The sequence below is a fragment of the Paeniglutamicibacter sp. MACA_103 genome (genome assembly GCF_045798555.1).
GTDB lineage: Bacteria > Actinomycetota > Actinomycetes > Actinomycetales > Micrococcaceae > Paeniglutamicibacter.
Genome location: NZ_JBIXLN010000004.1, coordinates 128475 through 151092 on the forward strand (window position 1 = coordinate 128475; position 22618 = coordinate 151092).

Here is a 22618-nt window from a genome sequence, read left to right on the forward strand (position 1 = left end):
GACCGAAACGCATCGGGTCCGCTGCCTGGCACGTGGCTAGGATTGGCACATGAACGACGTGATGACGCTGCGCTTCCTTGCCGCACCGACCGATGTTTCCGAAGACGGGCTCACGGTCCAGGCCGGCCGGGTGCTCGAATGGATCGACAAGGCCGGGTACGCCTGCGCCGTCGGCTATTCGGGAGGGTATTGCGTCACCGCCTACGTCGGGAACGTCCACTTCACCCGGCCCATCGAAAACGGCGACCTAATCGAGGTCACCGCCCGGATCGTGCACACCGGGCGCAGCAGCATGCAGGTGGTGGTCACCGTCGACGCCGCCGACGTGCGCGAACGCGTCTTCAAGCCCGCCATGGACTGCATCCTGGTCTTCGTGGCGATGGACGAGGAACGCCGCGCCAAGGCGGTCCCGCCCTGGGAGCCGGCCGATGCCGAAGCCGAGCAGCTGGCCCAGGGGGCCGCGGACCGCGTGGCCGCGCGTGCCGAGATCCGCGATGCCATGCGGGCCCAGGAATACACGGATGCTGGCACCGCGCCGCGGGAACGCTTCCGGTTCCTGGCGTCGCCAGGGGACGTGAACTGGGGCGGGAACGCGCACGGCGGGATCGTGATGCGCTGGATCGACGAGGTCGCGCGGGCCTGCGCCATGGGCTGGTGCGGCAAGGATGCGGTGGCCGTCTACTCCGGCGGCATCCACTTCACGAACCCGATCCACATCGGAGACATCGTCGAGCTCGAGGCCCGGCTGATCCACACCGGCCCGCACTCCATGCACATCGCCGTGCACGTGCGCGCCCGGGACCCCCGCGATACGCAGTGGCGCGACACGACCCAATGCATGACCATCTTCGTCACCCGCGACGAGTCCGGGCGGGCCTCCGAAGTTTCGCAGCTGGTGCCCGCCAACGAGGAGGACCGGCGGCTGGATGCGCACGCAGTGGACCTGGTCCGCCGGCGCGCGGAGCTGAGCCCCCTGCGATTCGCCACGCCGCGGGTGTACTGAGTCGGCACCTTAGCCCGGTTCACGCTTCCTCCGAGCGGATTCGGTCCCCACGCGCCCGGAGCGTCGCCGCTTCGACGATGTCAAGCCTCGGGTGCATGTGGTCCCCGTTCTCGATCTCCCCGGTGAGCCAGCTCAGCGCCAGCCCGTCGCCGGTGTCCTCGAGGATGGCCAGGTTGTTGTCGAACCAGGGGCCATGGATGAGGTTCCAGCCAAACGGCGGGTTGGGCACGTGCGCCCTCCGCGCCATCCAGGCCCCGAAGGGGACGGCGGGACCCAGGGCCAGGGCCGCGGCAAAGTAGCGCAGGAACCGGGGCAGGGGGTTGCGGATCGGCGAGGCGACCGCCTGCAGGATCCTGCTGCCGCCCTCGCGTTCGACTTCGGCGACGTAGGAGAAGTGCACGTCGCCGGAGAGGAACGTGACGCTCTGCGGGGCGGGTCCGCGCCTGCCGTCGGCGACCTCGGTGGCGAACCGGGCCACCTCCTGGAAGCTGCGCTGGAACGCAGCCCAATGTTCAAGGTCAAATGTCCGGCGCAGCCGCTCGCCCAGCCACGCCTTGGGGCCCCTGCGGCTCCGGCCGGAGATGGCCTCGTCCCATGATTCCACGTGGTGCAGTCCCATGGGGAGCAGGAAGGGCAGGGAGGTGCCGATCAGCAGGTGGCGGAAGCCGCCGCGCATCCGCTCGTCGAGCCACGCAAGTTCCGCCGGTTCAAGCAGGGCGCGCCGATCCGGTTCCAGGGTGCGGGCGGCCCGGGAGTCCACCACGATCAGGCGCACGTCATCCCAATCGCGGCAATAGCTCCAGCTGTGGCTTTCGGGCTCGGCGTCGACGCGCGCGGCGAACTCGTCCAGGTCGGCGGTCAGGTCCAGCTCGCCGGGACCCGTGTGGGCAGCGATGCGCCGCCACAGCGGATCCTCCTCCCGCTGGTCGGGGGAGAGGTTTCCGAGGTGTTGGTAGATCCAGTACGAACCGAGGCCGGCAACAATGCGTTCGTGCCACCAGCTGGTCTTCTGCACGTGGTGTTTCCAGTCCAGCGACGAGTTCCAGTCGTCGCGGATGTCGTGGTCGTCGAAGATCATGGCGCTGGGCAGGGTTGCCAGAAGCCAGCGGTTGGCCGGGTCCGACCATGCCAACCGGTACAGGTGGGCGTATTCCTCGAAGTCCTTCAGCTCGGCCCCCGGTGCTTCCTTGATGTTGCGCCGCCTGCGGATGAACTCCTGCATTTCCAGGCTGGTGGAGTCCGCATAGACCTGGTCGCCGAGGAACAACGCCAAATCGGGCCAGCGGCCGTGCCCGGGTGACGCCATGGACAGGGCATAGGCGCGCATCGCGTCGACCCCGTGGGTGCGGTTGCCGGATTCGTCATGCGGAACACTGGTGCGGCAGGATCCGAAGGCCAGCCGCGGTTTCCTGGCGGGGTCCAGGGTCGCGATCATCGAGTCGGGGAAGCCGTCGTCGAGCGGCCAGACCGGGTCCCCGTCCAGATGCACGGCGTAGGGACGCACGCTGCCCGGAGCCAACCCCGACACCTCGACCAGGGCATAGTGGTGGCCGTGGGCACCGAAGGTCGCGGCCCGCCAGGCATCCGCGCCGGAACGGACCTCGACGGTGCAGGCCATCGCGGTTTCGACCCAGATGCTCGCGGTCGTTTGATCCACGTGGCGAAGCAGCGGGCCGAGCAGCAGGCCCTGGGCGGTCTCCGGGCCGGAGCCGGCCGGTGTGGTTCCAGTGCTCATCGGATTTCCCCCCTGGTGGTGCCGGTCAACCCAGAATGGCACACCGGAATCGTCCGGCATAGACCGTTATTCCCTGAAAGCCAGGTCCCCGCCCCCTGTCCCGGTACGGGCAGTGCATAGGATGGGCTGATGAGTCACCCCCGTTACCTGCAGACCCGCCGGCGGTTCGTCCCCGCCGCCCCGCACGAGGTTTTCGAGCTGCTCGCGAATCCCGAAATGCACCCGGTCATCGACGGCTCCGGAACGGTGCGGGCCTCCAGCGGCCAGCAGCAGAGGCTCGCCCTGGGCAGCGAATTCGGCATGCAGATGCGCCTGGGCGTGCCGTATCGCATCAGAAACACCGTGGTCGAATTCGAGCAGGACCGGTCGATCGCGTGGAGGCACTTCAGCGGACACCGCTGGCGCTACGAACTTGACCCCCAGGGGTCCGGGACACTGGTCAGCGAAACCTGGGACGCCAGCCGGTTGCGGCACAAATGGATGCTTCGGCTCCTGGGCTTCACCCGGAGAACCGGGCCGAACATGGAACGGACGCTCGAGCGGCTCGCCGCGCAATTCCCCGACCGCGAAGAGTAGACCCTCCGGAGGGCAAAACACCGTGCGCCACCGTGCATCACGCGCCTCCCGGCGCCGGGCACTAGGCTAAAAGCCATGAGCCAACCACCCGCCCCGGGCCCGTCGAAACCGCGGCTCGCCCCGATGCGCATCACCGTGCCGAGCCGCAGCGACGCCTTCCTGCGCAAGTTCACCGAGGTCATCGGCGGGCCCTTGGGCAGGCACTCCAGCCCGGGGCGGATCACCCCCGGCTTCTTCACCGTCGAGCGCGTGCTGGTCATCTTCACCGTCATCGCCGCGTTGCTGGCCGTTCTCGCGAAGAACGCCTGCCGGCTCAACGGATGGGGCGGCACCAACCCCTACGCGTGGGCCTGTTATTCGGACTGGACGGCTCTCTTCCACGCCCGCGGCTTCGCCGAGAACGCATTCGCCCCCTTCGCCTCCGGCGCGCAGTTCGAGTATCCGGTGCTGATGTCGGTCGTGGCCTCAATGACCGCCGCATTGGTTCCGGCCGGGGAATTCGACAGGGCACTGGCCTTCTTCGACCTGAACCTCTTCCTGGTGGCGGGCCTGTGGCTGGTGGTGGTCGTGGCCACCGCACGCACCGCCGGACGCCGGCCCTGGGACGCCGCCATGGTGGCGCTGGCCCCGGGGATGATCCTGGCCTCCTCGATCAACTGGGACATGTGGGCGGTGGCGTTCCTGGCCCTGGCCATGCTCGCCTGGTCCCGGCAGAACATCTTCCTGGCCGGGGTGCTCATCGGCCTGGGCACCGCGATGAAGGTCTTCCCGCTGCTCTTCTTCGGCGCCGTGATCGTGCTGGCCATCCGCACCGGGCGCTACAAGCCGCTGCTGGTTTCGCTCGCCGGGGCTGCGGTGTCCTGGTTAACGGTGAACCTGCCGCTGGCGATGGTGAACTTCGACGCGTGGAAGCACTTTTTCACCTTCACCGAGGACCGCGGGGCGGGGCTGTCCTCCTTCTGGCACATCTTCAACGTCACCGCAGGCGTGGTGCCGCAGATGCAGGAGCTGGATGCCTCCGCCATCAACGCCCTGGCCCTGGGGCTCTTCGTGGCCAGCTGCGCGTTCATCGCCTTCTTGGGCCTGAACGCCCCGGTGGCCCCGCGGCTGAGCCAACTGGTGTTCCTCATCGTCGCCTCCTTCATCATGTTCAACAAGGTCTACTCCCCGCAATTCGTGGTGTGGCTGATCCCGCTGGCGGCGCTGGCCTGGCCGAAGTGGAAGGACTTTTTGGTCTGGCAGCTCTTCGAGGTGCTGCACTTCTGGGCGATCTGGATGTACCTCTACGCCACCACCGCCGACATCCAGGCCTCCAACACGTTCCCCACCTCCTTCTACGTGTTCGCCGTGCTGGGGCACATGATCGCCACCGGGTACCTGATGTACAAGGTGGCCCAGTCGATGTACGACCCCGAACTGGACCCGGTGCGCCGGGTGGGGCAGTTCGACCCGCAGGCCGGGGCCTTTGCCGGGGCGGAAGACAAGTTCGTTTTGGGAGCAAAGCATGGTGCATGACGCCGCAGTGATCGGGGCCGGGCCCAACGGGTTGGCCGCCGCCGTGACGCTGGCCCGGGCAGGGCTTTCGGTGCGGCTCATCGAGCGCAACGCCACCGTCGGCGGTGCCGCGCGCACGACGGAACTGGGGTACAAAGGCGCGGTCCACGACCTGGGCTCTGCGGTGCATCCGATGGCGCTGCTCTCCCCGTTCTTCAAGGAAATCGGCCTGCGGGAGCGCGTCGACTTCGTGGTCCCGGAGATCTCCTTCGCCCACCCGCTTCCCGACGGCCGGGCCGGCATCGCCTGGCGGGACCTGGAACGGACCGCCCAGGCGCTGGGCGCCGACGGCCCAGGCTACCGCCGGATCCTTGGACCCGTCGTCGATCGCATGGCGGGGACCGCGGACCTGCTGCTGCATCCCCTGCTGCGCGTGCCCAGGCAGGTCGGCGCCTTGGCCGTCTTCGGGTTGCGCGCCGCCCAACTCATGGTGCCGGGGCTGGGAACCGGCCAGATGGCCGCGGCGATGATCGCCGGGTGCGGCGCCCACACCGCCGGGGGCGGGCGCGGGCCCGCCGCCACGGGTGCGGGCCTCTTCCTCGGTGCCGCCGCCCACTCCGGCGGGTGGCCGATCCCCGCCGGTGGTTCCCAGGCGATCTCCGATGCGCTGGCGGGCATGTTCGTCGAGGCCGGGGGGAGCATCGAGCTGGACACCGAGGTCACCGACCTGGCCCAGGTCCCCGAAAAGACCGTCCTCTTCGACACGTCCCCGGAGGCCCTGGCCTCCATCGCGGACCGGGTGCTGCCGCAGAAATACAAGAACATCCTGACCGGCACGCGCAGGGCCCCGGGGTCATGCCTCATCCACTACGTGCTCAACTCGCCCGTGCCGTGGCGCAATCCGGAGCTCGCAGATGCCGGCACCATCCACCTGGGCGGCACCGCGGCGCAGATCGGGCGGGAGGAACGCCGGGTGCGCACCGATGTCTCGGCCGCGCCCTACGCGATCGTTTCCCAGCCCAGCCGCTTCGATCCAAGCCGGGCCCCGGAGGGCAAGCACGTGCTCTGGGCATATTGCCACGTGCCCAACGGAAACCCCGCGGACCTGAGCGCCGTCATGAACCGCCAGCTGGAGGCCGTGGCCCCGGGCTTCACCGACACCATCGAATACAGCGAGGCGGTCACAGCTCCGGGACTGGCGTCCCAGAACCCCAACCTGGTCGGCGGAGACCTCTCGGGCGGGGCGACCGACATGCGCGGCATGCTGGTGCGTCCCACGCTGTCCACCGATCCGTGGCGGACCCCGGCCAAGGGAATCTACCTGGCCTCCAGCTCCACCCCGCCGGGGCCCTCCGTGCACGGAATGTCCGGCCACCTGGCCGCGCAAAGCGCGCTGCGCCACGAGTTCGGGATTCGTCTCTAGCCGTCTGGATTCCGCTGGAGATTGCCCGGAGTGTTCGCCGTGCACCCGTGCGGCGACTCAATCATGGGAGTAGGGAATTGCCCGCCCGGCTTCGGGATGCATGGCGCAACGAGACAAGGGTTGCGATCGTGGCAAGGACCGGTGCCAGCAAGAACACAGCGGATCCGGCGCTGCGGGTAAGCCCGATCCCGAGGACGGCCACCCACCAGAAAAGGATCGCGGTGAATCCGATGGCGAGGGTCAGGGCATCCCAGGGGGCACGACGTTCGAGGGGAAAGAATCCTGAACTGTGCTTGCTCGACATTGCCGGCCTCCAAAGACGCGAACTGATTCATTGCCCCAACCACAGCACGGTTCAACGCCCTTGGCCAGAGGTTCCGCAAGGATCGACACACCAGACCGCGTGGACTCAACCGTTTGGTGGAGCCGAACCGCAAACGTGCGGCGCTACGCTGGGAGATGTGACCGTTCCTGCCCAGCAACCAACCCCCGGAGCCGAACCGAGCCCCCTTGACGGGCAGACGGCATCGGCCGGTGAGATGGTGCTGCGCGTCCTGCGGGTGGGGCTGCACGTCGGTTTCGCCGCGCTGCTGGGCGTCGGGCTCGTGCGCGTGCTGCTTTCCGAAACGACGATGCCCCGGCGGATCACTGCCGTCGCCCTTTCCGCGCTGCTTGCCGGCCTCTACCTGGCCGGGACCATCGCGGAAAAGCGCCATGCCGCCGGGCGGGCGCCAAGCACGGTGCGCTGGGCCCCCTGGTGGCTTGCGGGGGTCGTGCTGCTGTGGCTCGTGCTGCTCTACCTGCACGCCGACTACTCCTGGCTGGCATTCCCGCTCTTCTTCCTGCACCTGCACATCCTGGGCCAGCGCCATTCCCTCTTCGCGGTCGCGCTGCTGACCGCCGCTGTCATTGCCGCCGGCTGGTACCACTCTGGCTCTCTGGCGCTTCCCCAGATCCTGGGACCGGTGGTCGGTGCGATCTTCGCCGTCATCATGGGCATGGCCTACCAGGCCCTGTACACCGAGGGCGTGAACCAACGACTGGCCCTGGATGAATTGCGGGCCACCCGTGCGGCGCTCGCCGAGGAACAGCACCGCGCCGGGACCCTGGCCGAACGCACCCGGCTGGCCCGGGAAATCCACGACACCCTGGCCCAGGGGCTCTCCAGCATCGTGCTGGTCTCCCGCTCGGCATCCGCGGCCCTGGCGACGGGGGACACCACCGCGGCGGCCGAACGGCTCGAAACCATCGGGACCACCGCCGCCGAGAACCTGGCCGAGGCCCGCGACTTCGTCGCCGACTTGTCCTCTACCGGCGACGGAGCCCGCTCGCTGGCCGGGCGGTTGCGCCGGCTCTGCGCCTCCACCGAACGCACGGCCGTGGCCGCCGGACACGGGTTCGAGGTTGTTTTCCGGCAGGACGGCACAGCCACCTCGCTGCCGGCGGAGGTTGCCGCCGCGCTCTGGCGGGCCGCCCAGTCCGGGTTGGCCAACGTCGCCGCCCACGCCCACGCCAAACGTGCGGTCCTGAGCCTGGGCTACCTGCCCGACGCCGTCACCCTGGATATCTTCGACGACGGGGAGGGCATGGACACCGGCGCCATCCCGGCCAAGCCGCGTGCCGACGGCACCGGCTATGGCCTGGCCGGCCTGCGCGAGCGCCTGGGCCTGCTCGGCGGCTCCCTGGAAGTCGAATCCGCACCCGGGGAGGGGACGGTATTGGCCGTCCGCATCCCGCTACACACCGCAGAAAGCAGCTCGTGATGCCCAACCTGAAGATCATGCTCGTCGATGACCACCCGGTGGTGCGCGCGGGCCTGCGCGCGGTGCTCACCGAACAGGGCGGGCTGTCGGTGCTGGCCGAGGCCGGGGACGGGGCCGCTGCCCTGGCACAGCTGGAGCGGCTGAAGACCCTGGGCCAGCGCGTGGACGTGGTGCTCATGGACCTGCAGATGGACGGCATGGACGGGGTCACCGCCACCGCGCGCATCCGCGCGATCGATGGCCCGCCCGTGCTGATCCTGACCACCTACGACTCGGATGCGGACATCCGTGCGGCACTTGATGCCGGGGCGGCCGGCTACCTGCTCAAGGACGCACCGCTTCCCGACGTGTTGGCGGCGGTCGAAGCCGCGGCCGCGGGGGAGCGGGTGCTTTCGGCGGACATCGCCGCGCGCATCACCCCCGAGGCGCGTGCCAACTCCACGGACCTGAGCCCGCGCGAGCTCGAGCTGCTGCAGCTGCTGGCCCGCGGGCAAAGCAACAAGGAGATCGCCGCGGAGCTGTTCATCTCCCAGTCCACGGTCAAGACGCACCTGATCCACATCTACGACAAGCTCGGCGTGGACAACCGCACCGCCGCCATCGACAGGGCCAGGTCGAACCGGCTGATCCGCTGAGCCCTTGGCTGCTTACCGGCCGGCGACGTCGGGCTGTTGCCGGAGCGTCTCGAGAATGAGGGGCTCCAGCTTGTCCCGCAGGTAGTGCTGTCCCTCCACCGTGGGATGCAGTCCGTCCGGTCCCACGAGGCGGTCGACATCGTCGACGAACCAGCCCTCCGCGATGGGGTCGACGTGGATGGCGCCCGCGGCCCGCCCCGCCTGCTTGACCGCGTCCCCGACAGCCAGGTAACGGGTCCCCGGCGGGGTGCTGTAGGCGGGCGGCCCAACCACCAGAAGGGCGGCTTGCGGCGCCTTGTCCTTGGTCGATGCGAAGATTTCGGCGATGGCGGCCGCCAGCTGGGTGGGGTCGTGGTGCAGGTCGTTGACGGAGCCGAAGAACACCACCAGGTCGGTCTCCGGTGTCACCCCCTGCTCCACCTGCCAGGCGAAGGTGGTGCCGGTGAGGCCGACGTTGAGGTATCCGCTTCCGTTTTGCGCGTTGTTGCGGATCTGAAGCGGCATCGAGTCGTCCGTGGGTGCCGTGGCGATGAGGTTTGGCCACGCATTTGTGGCGCTGGTGCCAAAGCCGGTGCTCATCGAATCACCGATGACCACCACGTTGCGCACGGAGGTCGGGGCCGAGACGGACGAGGAGTCCGGGGCGGATGTCGTGGACCCGGTGCCTTGGCAGGCGGCAAGGACCAACGCGCCCGTCAGTGCCAGCAGCAGGGGAACGGCGGATTGCCGCCAATGCCGGGGGGTGCGCTCCATGTTTCCACCTTCCCGGGTGAAGCGAGGTGCCCGCCATTGTGGCAGCCATCAATTTCATCGCCGATTCCCCAGCCTACGCGCGGCACCTTGGCACTGTCATGGGCGTTGGTGCGCGATCTCGGGTGTCAACCCTCCGGGCAGTAGCGTTCCCGGGCCATGGCGCTGGGCATTGAGGGGGGCTCGTTGGCGGGCAGGGAGCAATCAATCAGGCCCGTCTCGATGTTGCTCCAGGTGTTGACCGTTCCCCGGGCTCCCTGGTTGCCACAGACCAGGGTTATCGGCACGGAAACCTGCTCGACGGCGCGGTAGCCAAGCGTCCGGTCCGGCTCCCGCAGGCCCGTGAACATGGTGGTGATCCGGTCCAGGCCCTCGATGACCTCCACGGTGGGATAGCCGATGGCCTCGCCGATGGCTTCGGTGAAGCGGTCGGTGCCGGGGCCGTTCCCGTCCCAGATGAGCGAGGCGCCGAAGGGCTCATCCAGGAAGACAGTGCTCTTCTCCCGGCCGGAGGTGGTGTCCAGCTCCATGGCGGCGATGATTTTCCAGCCGCCGTTGCTTGCCTCGCCGGCCGTGACGACAGGTTCCTCGCAGTCCGCCCCGCCCAAACGAGCCGTGGCGGGGGCAACGCCGGGGGCGGGAGCCGGGTCGGTGGCCGTTGCACCGGGGACCGGACCGTCAAGGGGAACGCACCCGGCCAGCAGCAGCGCCGTTGCCGCTAGCGGCAATAAACCCACCGGGGGCCTGCGGGTGCTGCGGTCGTATGCTGTCACGGTGGGCCCCTTCAACAATGTTTGCCCAAACCTACACCGGGATGCGCCGCCGAATCCGGCAACCCGGCTCAGGGCTGGCGCGGTGAGTCCCCGGGTTGCACCCAATAACCCGGCGCGGCGATCGCCGGTGCCGGCGCGGGCGGAACGCTGAGTCGCTGGATCTTGCGTTTGTTTGCCAACTTCACGATGACGACGACGAACACGACTGTGGTGGCCATCGAGGCGAGCAGACTCGGCAAATCGCTTTCGGTGGCACTGACATCGACCAGGCCGATGGCACCCAGTGCGAAGATGACGGAGTTGTTGACCACGTGAAGGGCTATGGCAGCCTCAAGCCCGCCGGTACGCCAGGCCAGCCATCCGGCCGCCAGGGCGAAGAAGCCCACATCAAGCTGTCCGTAGATGTCGTACATGTGCCCGGCCATGAATAGAGGGATGGGCAGCAGGATCGCGAAGGCGGGGTGGCGCAGCCAACCGCCAACCAGCTGCATCAGGTACCCGCGGAACACGTATTCCTCGGCCGTGGCCTGGAACGGGACGAGCAAGATGGTCATCCCGAGCAGGAGCCACATGTCCGGGGCGCCGAAATCCGGAGCGAAGCCGTGCCCTGCAAGGGCATCGATGGCGAAGGTGATCCCGAAGCTGAGCGCCAGGACACCGAGGGCCACCGCCAGGCACTGTCCCAGCCAACCCCAGCGCATGCGCCCGGCGACCGAGGTCAGGGTCCCGACCTTCTGGACATTCATCATCCGGGTGGCCAGCAGGATCACCGGCAGCATCAGGATGAGGGAGACCATGGAGATGGCAAAGACGAACGGGTCGGACATGTCGACGGAATCGATGGAGATCATGGCCTCGTCGGCGGTACTCTCCAGCTCCGGGTTGCCGATGGCGACCACGACAAAGACGATCCCGGCCAGCAGTATCAGGCCCAGGTAAAGCCCCAGGGCAATGAGCCCCACCATGATGGTCTTCCACCAGCGGTAGGCGGAGTAGGTGCGGGCCAGCCGGTGGAAGGGCAGCGGTTCGGCCGGGGCGGTGGGGGCCTGGGGTGCCGGAACCCATTGGGCGGGATACTGGCCGGGCTGCGGGTTCTGTGCCGGGGGATGGTACGGCGGCGGGATCGTGTTCATGCCACCATTCTGTATCAACAAGGGGCCTTATCGCCTCGGCATTTGGGACGATCTTTTGGCCGCCGCCGGGACGGAGCGATGTGGTCCTTTCGGTCGATGCCCGCCCGTGGGCACCGCCGGTAACGTTAAGCCCATGACCACCGTTCACGAACCGGCCGCTGCGCGCTCCCGGCTGGGCCGGTTCCTGTCCCAGGCCTGGCGCATCGCGCTGGGCCTGGTGCTCGGATTCACCTTTTTTGCCTTTGCCTACATGGACCACTCGTTCGACGAGGCATCCGACGTGGACGCGGTGGGTGCCGTGATTGCCCTCGACATGCTCTGCGGCCTCATCGCCCTGGTGCTCTACCCTTTCCGGCACCGTTTCCCGGTGCCGGTCACCGTTGGCCTCGTGCTGCTCTCGACCCCGTCGACGCTCGCCGCCGGTTTTGCCATGCTGGCCGTGGTGTCATTGGCGACCCGGCGCCGGGTGCTGGAGATCATCGGCATTTCCGTGCTCCTGGTGGTTGCCGGGTTTGCAGGGGAACATCTCGTGGGCACCGTGGTGTTGCGCGAAGACGACGGAACCACCTGGTGGCAATTGGGCATCGTTGCCGTGGTGATGGTCGGGTTGTTGGTGCTCACCGGAATGTACATTGGCGGGCGGCGGCAGCTCACCGAATCCCTGCGCCGGCAGGTGAACAGCGCAGTGCGCGAACGGCAGGCACAGATCCACGCGGCCAAGGCCGACGAGCGCACCCGCATCGCGCGCGAGATGCATGACGTCCTGGCGCACCGGCTCTCGCTGGTCGCCCTGCACTCCGGTGCGCTGGAATACCGCAACGACCTGACGCCGGAGGAGACCAAGCAGACGGCCGGCGTCATCCGGGAGAATTCCCACTTGGCCCTGGGCGAGCTGCGCGAGGTGCTCGGCATGCTGCGCGACCCCAACACGCTGTTCGACGACGAACTGGCCAAGCCCCAACCGACCGCGGGACAACTGCGGGAACTCCTGGAAGAAAGCCGGGCGGTGGGCACCGCGGTCCACCTTGACCTTGCACCGGAAATGCAGGGACGCCTGGACGCCCTGCCCGAGGCAACCGGCCGCCATCTGTACCGGATCGTCCAGGAGGTGCTGACCAATGCCCGTCGCCACGCGCCCGGGCAGGAGGTCAGGCTGGAGCTCGGAGGCAACGCGGGCGACAAGTTGTTCCTGCGCGCTTCCAACAGCTTGGCTGAGGTGCTGCCCCGGGGCTCCGGCGCGGGGACCCTGCCCAGCTCGGGCCTGGGGCTGACCGGCCTGGCCGAACGGGTCCGGCTGGCCGGCGGGGAACTGCAGGTCGAACCGGAAGCCGGGGGAGCGTTCGTGCTGAAGGTGTGGTTGCCATGGGGCCCGTAAACGATTCGATCCGCATCGTGCTGGTGGATGACGAGAACCTGGTCCGTGCCGGGCTGCGCATGATCCTCGAATCCGACCCTCGCATCGACGTGGTCGGCGAATGCGCCGACGGGCGGTCGGCCGTGTCCCTGGTCGGCTCACTGGCACCGGATTTGGTGCTCATGGACATCCGCATGCCCGTCATGGACGGGCTGGCGGCCAGCGAGGCGATCCTGTTGGCCAACCCGGGCCAAAAGATCCTGGTCCTGACCACGTTCAACACCGACGACATGGTGCTGTCGGCGCTCAAGATGGGCGCCAGCGGATTCCTGCTCAAGGACACCCCGCCCGCCGAGCTCATGGTCGCCATCAACCAGGTCGCCGCCGGGAGGACGATGCTCTCCGAAGCGGTGACCAAGCAGCTCATTGCCGTTGCCGGCTCACGGCCCGCATCCTCCCGCCGCGATGCGGCTCTCGAGCGGCTTGCCGTGCTCACCGAGCGCGAACGCGAGATCGCCGGGGCAATGGCGCGCGGCAGCTCCAACCAGGAAATCGCCGACGGGCTGTTCATCTCGCTGGCAACGGTGAAGACCCACATCGGCAGGGTGCTGGAAAAGCTGGGGGCGGACAACCGCGTCCAGGTCGCGTTGTGCGTCTTTGAAGCAGAGGCAATCTAGCGGCGTTGGTGGGCTTCTGGTTGTGCCGGCCCAGAGCCGGCGGTTCGCGTCGAACAGGCGAATCGGGCAGGAATGGAAGAACAAAGCAGCGGGCGGCACCTTGGGCCGCCCGCTGCTTTGCATCCCCGATATAGGGGTATGCCGTTATGGCTCCAGGAAGATGCCGTTGCCCGGACCCAATGGCAGGTCCATGAAGAAGAAGACGCTCAGGATGCCGACCCACGCCAGCCAGAAGGGGATGACGAACGGCAACATGCGAGCGATCAAGGTGCCCAGCCCTGCTTGCGGTTCATATTTGCGAAGCATGGTCAGAAGCACAATCATGTAGGGGTTCAGCGGGGTAATGACTTGCGTGGCGGAGTCTCCCACGCGGAACGCACCCTGAATGAAGGCCGGTTCGTAGCCCAGCAGCACGAACATCGGCACGAAAACCGATGCCATGAGTGTCCACATCGCCGATCCGGAGATGATGAACAGATTCAATACGGAAGCCAACATGATGAAGGCGATGATGGCCGGATATCCGGTCAGCCCGATGGACTCCAGTCCGGAGGCTCCCGCAACCGCGATCCATTGACCGATTCCGGACCAATTGAAGAGCGCGATGAACTGGCCCAGGATGAACGCCAAGACCAAGAAACCGGCCATGTCGCGGATGGCCTCGCCCATCACCTTGGGGATGTCCTTGCCGCTTTGAATCGTGCCGATCAGTTTTCCGTAGACCAGTCCGGGCACCGTGAACATGGCAAACACGATGAAGACGATGGAGCTTAGAAGCGGAGACTTCGGAAGGAAGCCGCCGGTTTCGTTGCGCCACGGGGAACCGGGTACCAGGACGGCGACCACCATCAGAACCGCAAGGCCGATTCCGGCTGTCATTGCCCATTTCAGTGCCGTTGCTTCGCGGGAGGAAAGCTCTGGGTCAAGCACTTCGACGGATTTCGTTGCGTCCTGTTCCTGGATGTTTTCCACGACGGGCACGCCTTGGCGGGTCAGGCGCGGCTCAAGGATCCGGTCGATGATGAACCCGGCCAGCAGCATCAGGACGAATGAGGAGACGATGTTGAAGAAGAGGTTGGAGACAGGAGTGACAACTGCCCCGGCATTTGGCATGTTCTCGGTTACTGCCGTTGTGATGCCCGCGAAGAGGGCGTCGAGGCTGGTGACCAGGAAATTGGTTGAATATCCGGCGCCGGCGGCCGCAAAGCCACCCAGCAGTCCCGCGACGGGATGGCGTCCCGCCGCCTTGAAGACCAGCGCCGCCAAGGGGGGAATGACTACAAAGGCGGCATCCGCCATGATGGAACCCACCACGCCCACGGCGCCGACGGCATAGGGCAGTGCCCACCGCGGAGCCGATCCAAAGGCCTTGCGGATCATGGCTGCCAGTAGTCCGGATTTCTCTGCGACACCCACGGCCAAAAGAATGGGCAGTACCGTGGCCAAGGGCGGGAAGCCCAGGTAGTTGTCGCCGATATTCGCCGTGATCCAGGTCAGTCCCTCGGCGGTGAAAAGTCCCCGGATTGCGGTTGCTTCTTCACTGCCCGGTAGCTGGACGCTGACATTCATCCAGGCCATAAGGGTGGAGAGAACAGCCGTGATGGTGAAGAGGATCAGGAAGAGCATGAAGGGATCGGGCAGCTTGTTGCCCACCTTCTCGACCGAGTTCAGAAACCGGTCCATGCCCCGCTGCCGCTTTGGCTGGGTCAGCGTGCTCATTCTCAGACTCCTGTCGTGTTCGTCAGTTTGCGGTTCTCGGACGCCAGTTGGTGCAGGCGGTTCTCGGCCAGTTGAGCGTAGAGCGCTGCGCCATCGGCCAAGACGCCGTCGTCGAATGAGGCGAAAGGGGAGTGGTTGAATTCGACAGAGTCCGGATTGACGCCTGGTGCCGTGGCCGCCAACCCGATGAAGGCACCCGGGATGTTGTTCAGGACGCGGGAGAAGTCCTCGGACGCGGCCAATGGTTGCCGCATCTGGATCATGCGCTCGGATCCGAACAGCTCGATGGCGGTGTCCTGGACGATCTGCGCTTCGGCCGCGTTATTGATGGTTGCGGGATATCTGGGCCGGAATTCCACATTGGCATCCAGGCCGTGGGCGCGCGCGATCCCTCCGAGGAGTTGTGGCGCCAGGTTCTTGAGGCGATCGCGGCTGGTCTCGGAGAAGGTCCGGACGCTGGCCTCGAAATAGGCCGAATCGGGGATCACGTTGGATGCGGTCCCTGCGCGGAGCAGGCCAACAGTGATCACCACCGGGTCGAAGATATCGAATTGACGGGTAACCGCGACCTGCAGCGCCGAGATCATCTCGGTAACCACCGCAATTGGATCCTGCGCCTTGTAGGGTGCGGAGCCGTGGCCACCGGTGCCTTGGACGGTGACAATCAAGGTATCCGAAGCGGACATCATGATGCCCGGGCGAGTGAGCACTTTTCCGTGCTCTGCCATCCCGGAGAACACGTGCATGCCGAAGGCCGCGTCGGCTCGTCGGCCCGCAAGATCCAGGATCCCCTCGTCGATCATGATCCCGGCGCCGTTGCATCCCTCTTCGCCGGGTTGGAACATGAAAACAACATCACCGGGAAGCCGGCTCTTGCGTTCGGAAAGCAACCGCGCCGCACCGGCAAGCATGGCGGTGTGCAAGTCGTGGCCACACGCGTGCATTGCCCCCTCGATTCGGGAGGTGAATGGAACGTTGGTTCGTTCCTGCACCGGCAAGCCGTCCATGTCACCCCGCAACAGCACGACGGGGCGGTCGCCCGATCCGGCTCCGGGCGCATCTCCCGTCCCTCGGAGCACCGCACCAATGGAACTGAGTTTCCGGCCGAGTGTGATCTCAAGGGGAAGATCGTCGAGCTCGGTCAAGACCTTCTCTTGGGTCCGGGGCAGGTCCAGTCCGATCTCGGGTTCCTGATGCAGTGAATGACGTAGTCGGATCAGTTCCGGTTCCAACTGGCGTGCGTTCTCGAGGTGTGACATGTTCTTCCCCTGTGTGATCTAGGTCTAACGTGGGAAGAGCGTATATGTTCTATGTTCACGGGGACTATTGCCGCTGGATATCTGCGCAAAGCCGGATGAAATTCGAATAAAAATGCAGGGGAACCATGTCATTGGACGTTACCGAAGAAGACCTGAGACTGATCCACGCGCTGCAAATCGCCCCGCGGATCAGCTGGAGCGACGCTGCCCGGATCCTTGATTCGCACGCAACGACTCTGGCTGCCCGATGGCAGCGACTTCGCACTGCGGGTCTGTCGTGGGTGACGGCGAACGTCATCAGTACATCCATGGAGTCGACTCTGTCCTTCTTCGACGTGGAATGCACGGTGGCCGAACGCGCGTCGACCATCGAGACCCTTTGTGCCAGGCCCGAGGTGGTGTCAGTGCTCGAATCCGCACGCAACCGCGACTTGATGTTGATCGTGGAAACCGCGAATCTCGCCGAACTTGGAAACCGGGTTGTCCCGATGCTCACCGCGATACCCGGTGTCACGAAGTTTGAGGCCTCGATCTGTACGCGGCTTCATTCGGAGGGGCATATCTGGCGCCTGGATGCGCTCAATCGCAAGCAGCGGGCCGAACTGGAAGCACTTGTGGTTCCGCCATCGGGAAAGCCCTATTCACTCACACCGGCCGACGCCGGACTGGTGAGATTCCTGATGCGCGATGGGAGGGCCACCGCCACGGATATTGCCCGGGAACTGGATCTGCACCCCACCACGGTAAGCAGGCGTTTGAATCGGATTCTGGCCAGTGGAACATTGTCGTTTCGATGTGAGCTGGCCCAGCAGGACTCTGCGTTTCCGGTGAGTTGCCAGTGGTTTGCCGTCGTTCCGCCGGGGCAGCATGAGCAGGTTGCCGAGGTCCTGAAGTCGTTCAAGAACCTGCGTCTGTGTGCATCGACCACCGGCACGACCAACTTCACGTTCGTGATCTGGCTCCGCTCGGTGGCGGAAGTGATGGAGGTCGAGCTGGCCATCGCCGAGCGGGTTCCGGAAATCAGGTTTGCCGAGAGTGCAGTTGCGCTGGCGTATCCCAAGCGTGTGGGCTGGTTGTTGGATGAAAATGGCAGGGCAACGCGCGGAGTTGTTGCCTGAAAATTCGATGGAAGTTTCGCGGCATGCCCATGGAACGGTTCTGCTCAAGAAAACCCCACGGTTGCAAGGGCGTGGGCGGTCATGGCCGAAATTCCCGGCGACACGAGCCCGTTCGTCAAATGACTACTGACCCATGCACCTTGCGGACCGGACGGCACTTCCTAGAGCTTGGGCAGGCCATAGTGGTCTGCGATCAGCTCCACGGTCCGGGTCTGCGCCTGGCGTGAATGGCCGCCGACCACGAGCATCACCTCGTCGACGCCCGTCTGCCGGTGAAGCAGCTCCAGGCCCTGGGCCACGTCCGCGGCGGTGCCGTGCAGCGTGCGGCCGGTCCATTCCTCGAGGATCGCGCGCTCGTGCTCGTTGGCCGGGTAGGCCTCGACCTCGTCCGGGGGCAGCATGGCAAAGGGCTTGCGCTGGAACATGCGCATCATCGCCATCGCCGTGGACGTCGCCTGGCGGCGTGCCTCGGCCGGATCGTTGTCGGCGATCGCGCCCACGCTGACCAGGCTGTACGGCTCGCCCAGCAGCTCCGAGGGCCGGAAGTTCTCGCGGTAGAGCCGCATGGCCGTGACGACGTCGGCGCTGCCGAACTGCAGGGCGAAGGCGTAGGGGCGGCCCAGCTGGCCCGCCAGCTGCGCCGAGTACGGGGATGAGCCCAGGATCCAGACCTCGGGATTCGTCTCGGGCCGCGGCACCCGGTTCTGTTCCGCCTGCCAGGGACCGGGCACGGCGTGGACATCTTGGTACGGATGCCCCTGCGGGAAGTCGTCGTCGATGAAGCCGAGCAGTTCCAGCACCTGCTGGGGGAAGTCGTCGTTCGCGTTGTGGCGGCGGCGCAGCGCCGCCGCGGTCTGCCCGTCGGTTCCCGGGGCGCGGCCGAGCCCGAGGTCGATGCGTCCCGGGGCGAGCGACTCGAGCATGCCGAACTGTTCGGCGATCACCAAGGGTGCGTGGTTGGGCAGCATCACGCCGCCGGCACCGAGGCGGATGCGCTGCGTCTCGCCGGTCAGGCGCGCCACCATCAGCTGGGGAGAGGACGTCGCGGCACCGGGCATGGCGTGGTGTTCGGACATCCAGAAGCGCTCGAGGCCCCGCTTCTCGGCCAACTGCGCCAGTGCGATGATTTCCGCGAAGGTCTCCTGTGCCGTATGCCCCACCCCGGTGATGGCGTTGTCGAGCACCGAAAGGACGAAGGGCGCATTGCCCAAGGGGCGTGACTGGATCATGGGTTCTCTCTCACTTCTCATGGAAAATATGCAACTTAAGCGTGACTCTCAGGCTAGCTTCTTATCACGGAAAAATACAACTGATACCATGAGATCTATGACAAGGATCCCACTTCCCCCCGCCCCCGGCGCCGACGACCACCCGAGCCTCGCCCTGGTCAACAGCGCCGTAAGCCTTCCCGGCGGACACGTGGCGGACGACCTGGGCAGCCCGGCCGAAGCAACTGCGTGGCTCGTCGGACAACGCCTGGTTCCCGAGGAAACCGCCCTTCTTGCCTATTGCCAGGGCCAGCTCACGACGCTGCGCGGCAATTTGCGCGCCCTCTTCATGGCCCGGGTGGAAGGCGCTGTTCCCGCGCCGGAGGCCCTGGAGAGCGTGAATCGGGCGTTGGTGAAGGTGCCCAGCGCACCGCTGCTGCAGTTCGACGCCACCAGCGGACTTCGGCGGGTCGCGCGGCACCCGGTGACCCAGCTCGTCGAACACGCCATGGCCCAGATCGCGGAGGATGCGGCCGCATTGCTGACCGGCAGCCAGGCCGAACTGATCGCGCAATGTGAGGCCACGTCCTGCGACCGGCTGCTGCTTCGCACGCACGCCCGTCGATGCTGGTGTTCCACCCGCTGCGGCGATCGCGTGCGCGCGGCCCGGGCCTACGCCCGCAAGCTTGAACGGGCCCAGGCCGGCTGATCCCGAACCCCTAGGGGATCACCCGTACGCCGAAAGAGTGAGGGTTCACGCCGTGAAGATCATCCGCGTGGGCGGCGACGGCGGAGCCGATCCTCCGTAACGTTGAAGACATGATCACAGTAGAGGCACTGACCAAGAACTATGGCGCCAAGCGTGCGGTGGACGGGGTTTCCTTTACCGTCCAGCCGGGCAAGGTCACTGGATTCCTCGGCCCGAACGGCGCGGGAAAATCCACCACGATGCGCATGATCGTGGGCCTGGACCGGCCAACCTTCGGCAGCGTGAGAGTGAACGGCCGCAGGTACGCCGAACATGATGCTCCGCTGCGCGAGGTCGGCGCCCTGCTCGAGGCCAAATCCGTCCACAGGTCGCGCAGCGCGCGCACCCACCTACGGGCCCTTGCGGCAACCCATTCGATTCCCAACACCCGGGTCGACGAGGTCATCGAACTCACCGGGCTCGGCGCCGTCGCCTCCAAGAAGGTCGGCGGCTTCTCCCTGGGAATGGGCCAACGCCTGGGCATCGCCGTGGCACTGCTGGGCGACCCGCAGACCCTGATCCTCGACGAGCCGGTCAACGGCCTGGACCCGGAAGGGGTGCTCTGGGTCCGCAACCTCGCCCGCCACCAGGCGGCGCAGGGCAAGACGGTGTTCATCTCCTCGCACCTGATGAGCGAGATGGCGTTGACTGCAGACCACCTCATCGTCATCGGCCGCGGCCGCATCATTGCCGATGCGCCGATCGAGCGGATCCTTGGCGGGGCGAACGTGCCCACCTGCAGGGTCAAGACCGACTCGGCCGAGGCCCTGATGAACGGGCTGGCCGCCGAAAACGTGCACCTTACCAGGATCGATGCCCAGACCGTCCAGGTCGCCGGCCTCGACGGCCGGGCGATTGCTACCCGTGCGCTGGAACTGCAGATCCTGCTCCACGAGCTCACCCCCGTCCAGCAGTCCCTCGAAGAGGCCTACATGGCACTGACCCAGGACGAGGTCGAATACCATTCCCACCTTGGCAACGAGCTTGCCGCCGCGACCACCGGAAAGCAGGGCCAGCCATGAGCACCACGGCCATGAAACGACCACGTTCCGCCGCACCCGGTGCCGCGGGGGGCGGAAAGCTCGGCTTCGCCGGCGTGCTGCGCAGCGAGTTCATCAAGTTCTTCTCGCTGCCCTCCACGCTGATCCTGATCCTGACCACCTTCGTGGTCATGGTGGGGATCGCGGCGCTCAGTGTCTGGGGGATCGGTGCATCCCTGAAAGCGATGGCGTCAGAGCCCGAAATGGCGGCGCAGATGGGGGACATGAATGAACTCGCCGCCTCGCTGCCGGCCAGCGGGCTTCTCGTTGCCCAACTGGTCATCGGCGCCCTGGCCGTGATGGTGATGAGCTCGGAATTCGCCACGGGCTCGGCCCGCTCCACCTTCGTGGCCACGCCCACCCGGCAGCCGGTGTTCTGGGCCAAGACCCTGATGGTCACCATCGTTTCGGCGCTGGTCGCGCTCGCCTCGATCCTGGCCGGGTTCCTGGTGGCCAAGCCGATTGCCGACAACTACTCCCTGCCGTTGGACTTCGCCTCCGAGGCCTATCAGCGCAACCTTTGGTTCGGGGTGCTCTACGTGGTGATGGTCTCGCTGATCGGCCTGGCCCTGGGGACGATGCTGAAGAACTCGGCAGGCGGCATCGTGGTGCTCGCCGCGCTGTTCTTCGTGGTTCCCATCGTCGTGGACGGACTGTCGGGCATGGTGTCCTGGCTGGCCGACGCCGCACGCTTCCTGCCGGGCCATGCAGGAGGCGCGCTGATGGCGATGCCCGGTGCCGAGGGCGCCCTGGAGACCTGGGCCTCCGGACTCGTGGTCGGCGCCTGGATCCTCGTCCCGCTGGCCGCCGCCGCGGTGCTGCTGCAGCGCCGCGATATCTAGAACACGCCTTTGATCGATAGGCTCAGGGACATGAGTGAAAACACGGCGCCGCTCGCCTCCGGGGACCCGGAGGCGAGCTTTGCCGAGATCTCGGCACAACGCATCGGCCCGCTGCGCTCCTTCATGCGCCGGCGCCCGGTGCTGGTCGACATCTCCGTGGTGCTGCTGTACTTCCTGATGACCGCCCCGAGTATCGTCGAGGCGGCGCTGGCCGCGCACTGGCCCACCCTGGGCCTGCTCACGCTGACGGGCGCCTCCCTGTTTTTCCGCCGCGGCCGGCCCATGTTCGTGCTGGTCGTGGTGGTGCTCTTCGACTCCGCCGCGATCCTGCTGGACTCCTCGTATTTCGGCGGCAGCGTGGGACTCTGGATCGCGCTGTATGCGGCGTCGACCAAATATGCCGCCCGGCGCATGTTCGCCCTCACGGCCCTGATCACCGCCCTCCAGGGGCTGGTCTTCGTCACGATGGGGCTTCCGTCGATGTTCACCGATTCACCCGAGGACCAGGCGGCGCTGGCGGAGATCGGCGGGCGCACCCTCACGATCACGCTGTCCCTGGCCTTCCTGCTGGGCACCAACGCCGCGGCCGTGGCCATCGGCGCCGCGGTGCGCAACAACCGGCTGCACGAGGCCGAGCTGGACAACTGGGCCAAGCGGGTCCAGACCCTGGCCCAGCTGCGCGAACGCAACCGCATCGCCCGGGAGATGCACGACGTGGTCGCGCACTCGCTCTCGGTCATGATCGCCCTGTCCGACGGCGCCGCGGTGGTGCTCAAGCGCGACCCGGCGCGTGCCGGGGAGGTCCTGGGCGAACTGTCCACCACCGGACGCCGGGCGCTGGGGGACATGCGGCGGGTCATCGGGGTGCTGCGCACCGGGGACGGGGCGTCGCTTGAACCGCAGCCCGCCGGAGGCTCCCTCGAACAGATGCTTGCCGGCTTCCGGGTCGCCGGCCTGCCGCTGCGCTACACCCAATCCGGCCCCGCCCTGCCGGAGGACGCGACCTTCCAGCTCACCGTCCACCGCATCATCCAGGAGTCCCTGACCAACGTGCTGCGCTACGGGCGCAACGTGGGCAAGGTGGAGGTGACGGTGCACCGGGTCCGCGACGATGTCACGGTGAGGATCCACGACGACGGCACGCACCAGGAAGCGCGCCGCGAGATCATCGGATCCGCGCAGGGCATCCGCGGCATGAAGGAGCGCGCCGCGCTCTTCGACGGCACGCTGCGCGCCGGTCCGGCCTCCCGCGGCGGGTGGAGCGTCGTGGCCAAGCTCAAGTTGCCGCACCCGCCCCGCTGCCCCGGCGAGCCCGCGCCGCAGCGGGGCAGCCAACCGGCCCCCAAGAACCAACACCAAGGATCGTGA

Annotated in this window: 20 protein-coding genes; 13 read left to right on the top strand and 7 right to left on the bottom strand. The window is 66.8% G+C overall.

Annotation, left to right across the window (positions count from 1 at the left end):
* The first annotated feature begins 49 nt into the window (after positions 1-49).
* Entirely contained in the window at positions 50-1003 is a 954-nt protein-coding gene (locus ACIPVK_RS03305; protein WP_407610559.1) for an acyl-CoA thioesterase, read from the top strand.
* 19 nt (positions 1004-1022) lie between these two features.
* Here ACIPVK_RS03305 and ACIPVK_RS03310 read toward each other — a convergent pair whose 3' ends face one another.
* Entirely contained in the window at positions 1023-2738 is a 1716-nt protein-coding gene (locus ACIPVK_RS03310) for an alkaline phosphatase D family protein (RefSeq protein ID WP_407610560.1), read from the bottom strand.
* A gap of 129 nt (positions 2739-2867) precedes the next feature.
* Here ACIPVK_RS03310 and ACIPVK_RS03315 point away from each other — a divergent pair, with 129 nt between their 5' ends.
* The 5 genes from ACIPVK_RS03315 (at position 2868) to ACIPVK_RS03335 (ending at position 8629) form a co-directional block, all read left to right on the top strand.
* A complete protein-coding gene (locus tag ACIPVK_RS03315) occupies positions 2868-3314 on the top strand; it encodes an SRPBCC family protein (RefSeq protein ID WP_407610561.1) in 447 nt (148 codons plus the stop codon).
* Between the two features lie 75 nt (positions 3315-3389).
* On the top strand, positions 3390-4829 hold the full coding sequence (locus tag ACIPVK_RS03320) for a glycosyltransferase family 87 protein (RefSeq protein ID WP_407610562.1): 1440 nt from the start codon (positions 3390-3392) through the stop codon (positions 4827-4829).
* Positions 4819-6231, top strand: coding sequence for a phytoene desaturase family protein (locus tag ACIPVK_RS03325; protein WP_407610563.1), 1413 nt, complete (start codon positions 4819-4821; stop codon positions 6229-6231). Before ACIPVK_RS03320 ends, ACIPVK_RS03325 begins: the two co-directional genes overlap by 11 nt.
* 539 nt (positions 6232-6770) lie before the next feature.
* A complete protein-coding gene (locus ACIPVK_RS03330) occupies positions 6771-7994 on the top strand; it encodes a sensor histidine kinase (RefSeq protein WP_407610585.1) in 1224 nt (407 codons plus the stop codon).
* The gene (locus ACIPVK_RS03335; RefSeq protein ID WP_407610564.1) at positions 7994-8629 is read left to right on the top strand and encodes a response regulator transcription factor; all 636 of its coding nucleotides are present in this window, start codon (positions 7994-7996) and stop codon (positions 8627-8629) included. Before ACIPVK_RS03330 ends, ACIPVK_RS03335 begins: the two co-directional genes overlap by 1 nt.
* Positions 8630-8641: 12 nt before the next feature.
* On the opposite strand, the gene ACIPVK_RS03340 is transcribed toward ACIPVK_RS03335, so the two are convergent.
* The 3 genes from ACIPVK_RS03340 to ACIPVK_RS03350 all read right to left on the bottom strand — a co-directional run bounded on the left by ACIPVK_RS03340 (position 8642) and on the right by ACIPVK_RS03350 (position 11285).
* Entirely contained in the window at positions 8642-9382 is a 741-nt protein-coding gene (locus tag ACIPVK_RS03340) for an SGNH/GDSL hydrolase family protein (protein WP_407610565.1), read from the bottom strand.
* Positions 9383-9507: 125 nt separating this feature from the next.
* Positions 9508-10152, bottom strand: a complete 645-nt coding sequence (locus ACIPVK_RS03345; RefSeq protein ID WP_407610566.1) for a hypothetical protein — start codon at positions 10150-10152, stop codon at positions 9508-9510.
* Positions 10153-10220: 68 nt separating this feature from the next.
* A complete protein-coding gene (locus ACIPVK_RS03350; RefSeq protein WP_407610567.1) occupies positions 10221-11285 on the bottom strand; it encodes a CPBP family intramembrane glutamic endopeptidase in 1065 nt (354 codons plus the stop codon).
* Positions 11286-11418: 133 nt separating this feature from the next.
* On the opposite strand from ACIPVK_RS03350, the gene ACIPVK_RS03355 reads away from it, so the two are divergent.
* Both ACIPVK_RS03355 and ACIPVK_RS03360 read left to right on the top strand, forming a co-directional pair.
* Positions 11419-12660 carry a sensor histidine kinase gene (locus tag ACIPVK_RS03355; RefSeq protein WP_407610568.1) on the top strand — a complete coding sequence of 414 codons (1242 nt, stop codon included), beginning with the start codon at positions 11419-11421 and terminating at the stop codon, positions 12658-12660.
* A complete protein-coding gene (locus ACIPVK_RS03360) occupies positions 12648-13316 on the top strand; it encodes a response regulator (protein ID WP_407610569.1) in 669 nt (222 codons plus the stop codon). Before ACIPVK_RS03355 ends, ACIPVK_RS03360 begins: the two co-directional genes overlap by 13 nt.
* Positions 13317-13460: 144 nt before the next feature.
* On the opposite strand, the gene ACIPVK_RS03365 is transcribed toward ACIPVK_RS03360, so the two are convergent.
* Both ACIPVK_RS03365 and ACIPVK_RS03370 read right to left on the bottom strand, forming a co-directional pair.
* Positions 13461-15035 carry an AbgT family transporter gene (locus ACIPVK_RS03365; RefSeq protein ID WP_407610570.1) on the bottom strand — a complete coding sequence of 525 codons (1575 nt, stop codon included), beginning with the start codon at positions 15033-15035 and terminating at the stop codon, positions 13461-13463.
* A 2-nt stretch (positions 15036-15037) separates the two neighbouring features.
* Positions 15038-16294 carry a M20 family metallopeptidase gene (locus ACIPVK_RS03370; protein WP_407610571.1) on the bottom strand — a complete coding sequence of 419 codons (1257 nt, stop codon included), beginning with the start codon at positions 16292-16294 and terminating at the stop codon, positions 15038-15040.
* 125 nt (positions 16295-16419) lie between these two features.
* Between ACIPVK_RS03370 and ACIPVK_RS03375 the strand changes: the two genes are divergently transcribed.
* Positions 16420-17412 (top strand): Lrp/AsnC family transcriptional regulator, encoded by a 993-nt coding sequence (locus tag ACIPVK_RS03375; protein WP_407610572.1) that lies wholly within the window; start codon positions 16420-16422, stop codon positions 17410-17412.
* Positions 17413-17573: 161 nt separating this feature from the next.
* Here ACIPVK_RS03375 and ACIPVK_RS03380 read toward each other — a convergent pair whose 3' ends face one another.
* The gene (locus tag ACIPVK_RS03380; protein WP_407610573.1) at positions 17574-18641 is read right to left on the bottom strand and encodes an LLM class flavin-dependent oxidoreductase; all 1068 of its coding nucleotides are present in this window, start codon (positions 18639-18641) and stop codon (positions 17574-17576) included.
* A 97-nt stretch (positions 18642-18738) separates the two neighbouring features.
* Here ACIPVK_RS03380 and ACIPVK_RS03385 point away from each other — a divergent pair, with 97 nt between their 5' ends.
* The 4 genes from ACIPVK_RS03385 (at position 18739) to ACIPVK_RS03400 (ending at position 22618) form a co-directional block, all read left to right on the top strand.
* The gene (locus ACIPVK_RS03385) at positions 18739-19329 is read left to right on the top strand and encodes a CGNR zinc finger domain-containing protein (RefSeq protein ID WP_407610574.1); all 591 of its coding nucleotides are present in this window, start codon (positions 18739-18741) and stop codon (positions 19327-19329) included.
* Positions 19330-19439: 110 nt separating this feature from the next.
* Positions 19440-20390: an ABC transporter ATP-binding protein gene (locus tag ACIPVK_RS03390; RefSeq protein WP_407610575.1), complete on the top strand. Its 951-nt coding sequence runs from the start codon at positions 19440-19442 to the stop codon at positions 20388-20390.
* Positions 20391-20401: 11 nt separating this feature from the next.
* Complete coding sequence (locus ACIPVK_RS03395; RefSeq protein WP_407610576.1) at positions 20402-21250, top strand: ABC transporter permease; 849 nt, start codon at positions 20402-20404, stop codon at positions 21248-21250.
* A gap of 30 nt (positions 21251-21280) precedes the next feature.
* Positions 21281-22618, top strand: a complete 1338-nt coding sequence (locus ACIPVK_RS03400) for a sensor histidine kinase (protein ID WP_407610577.1) — start codon at positions 21281-21283, stop codon at positions 22616-22618.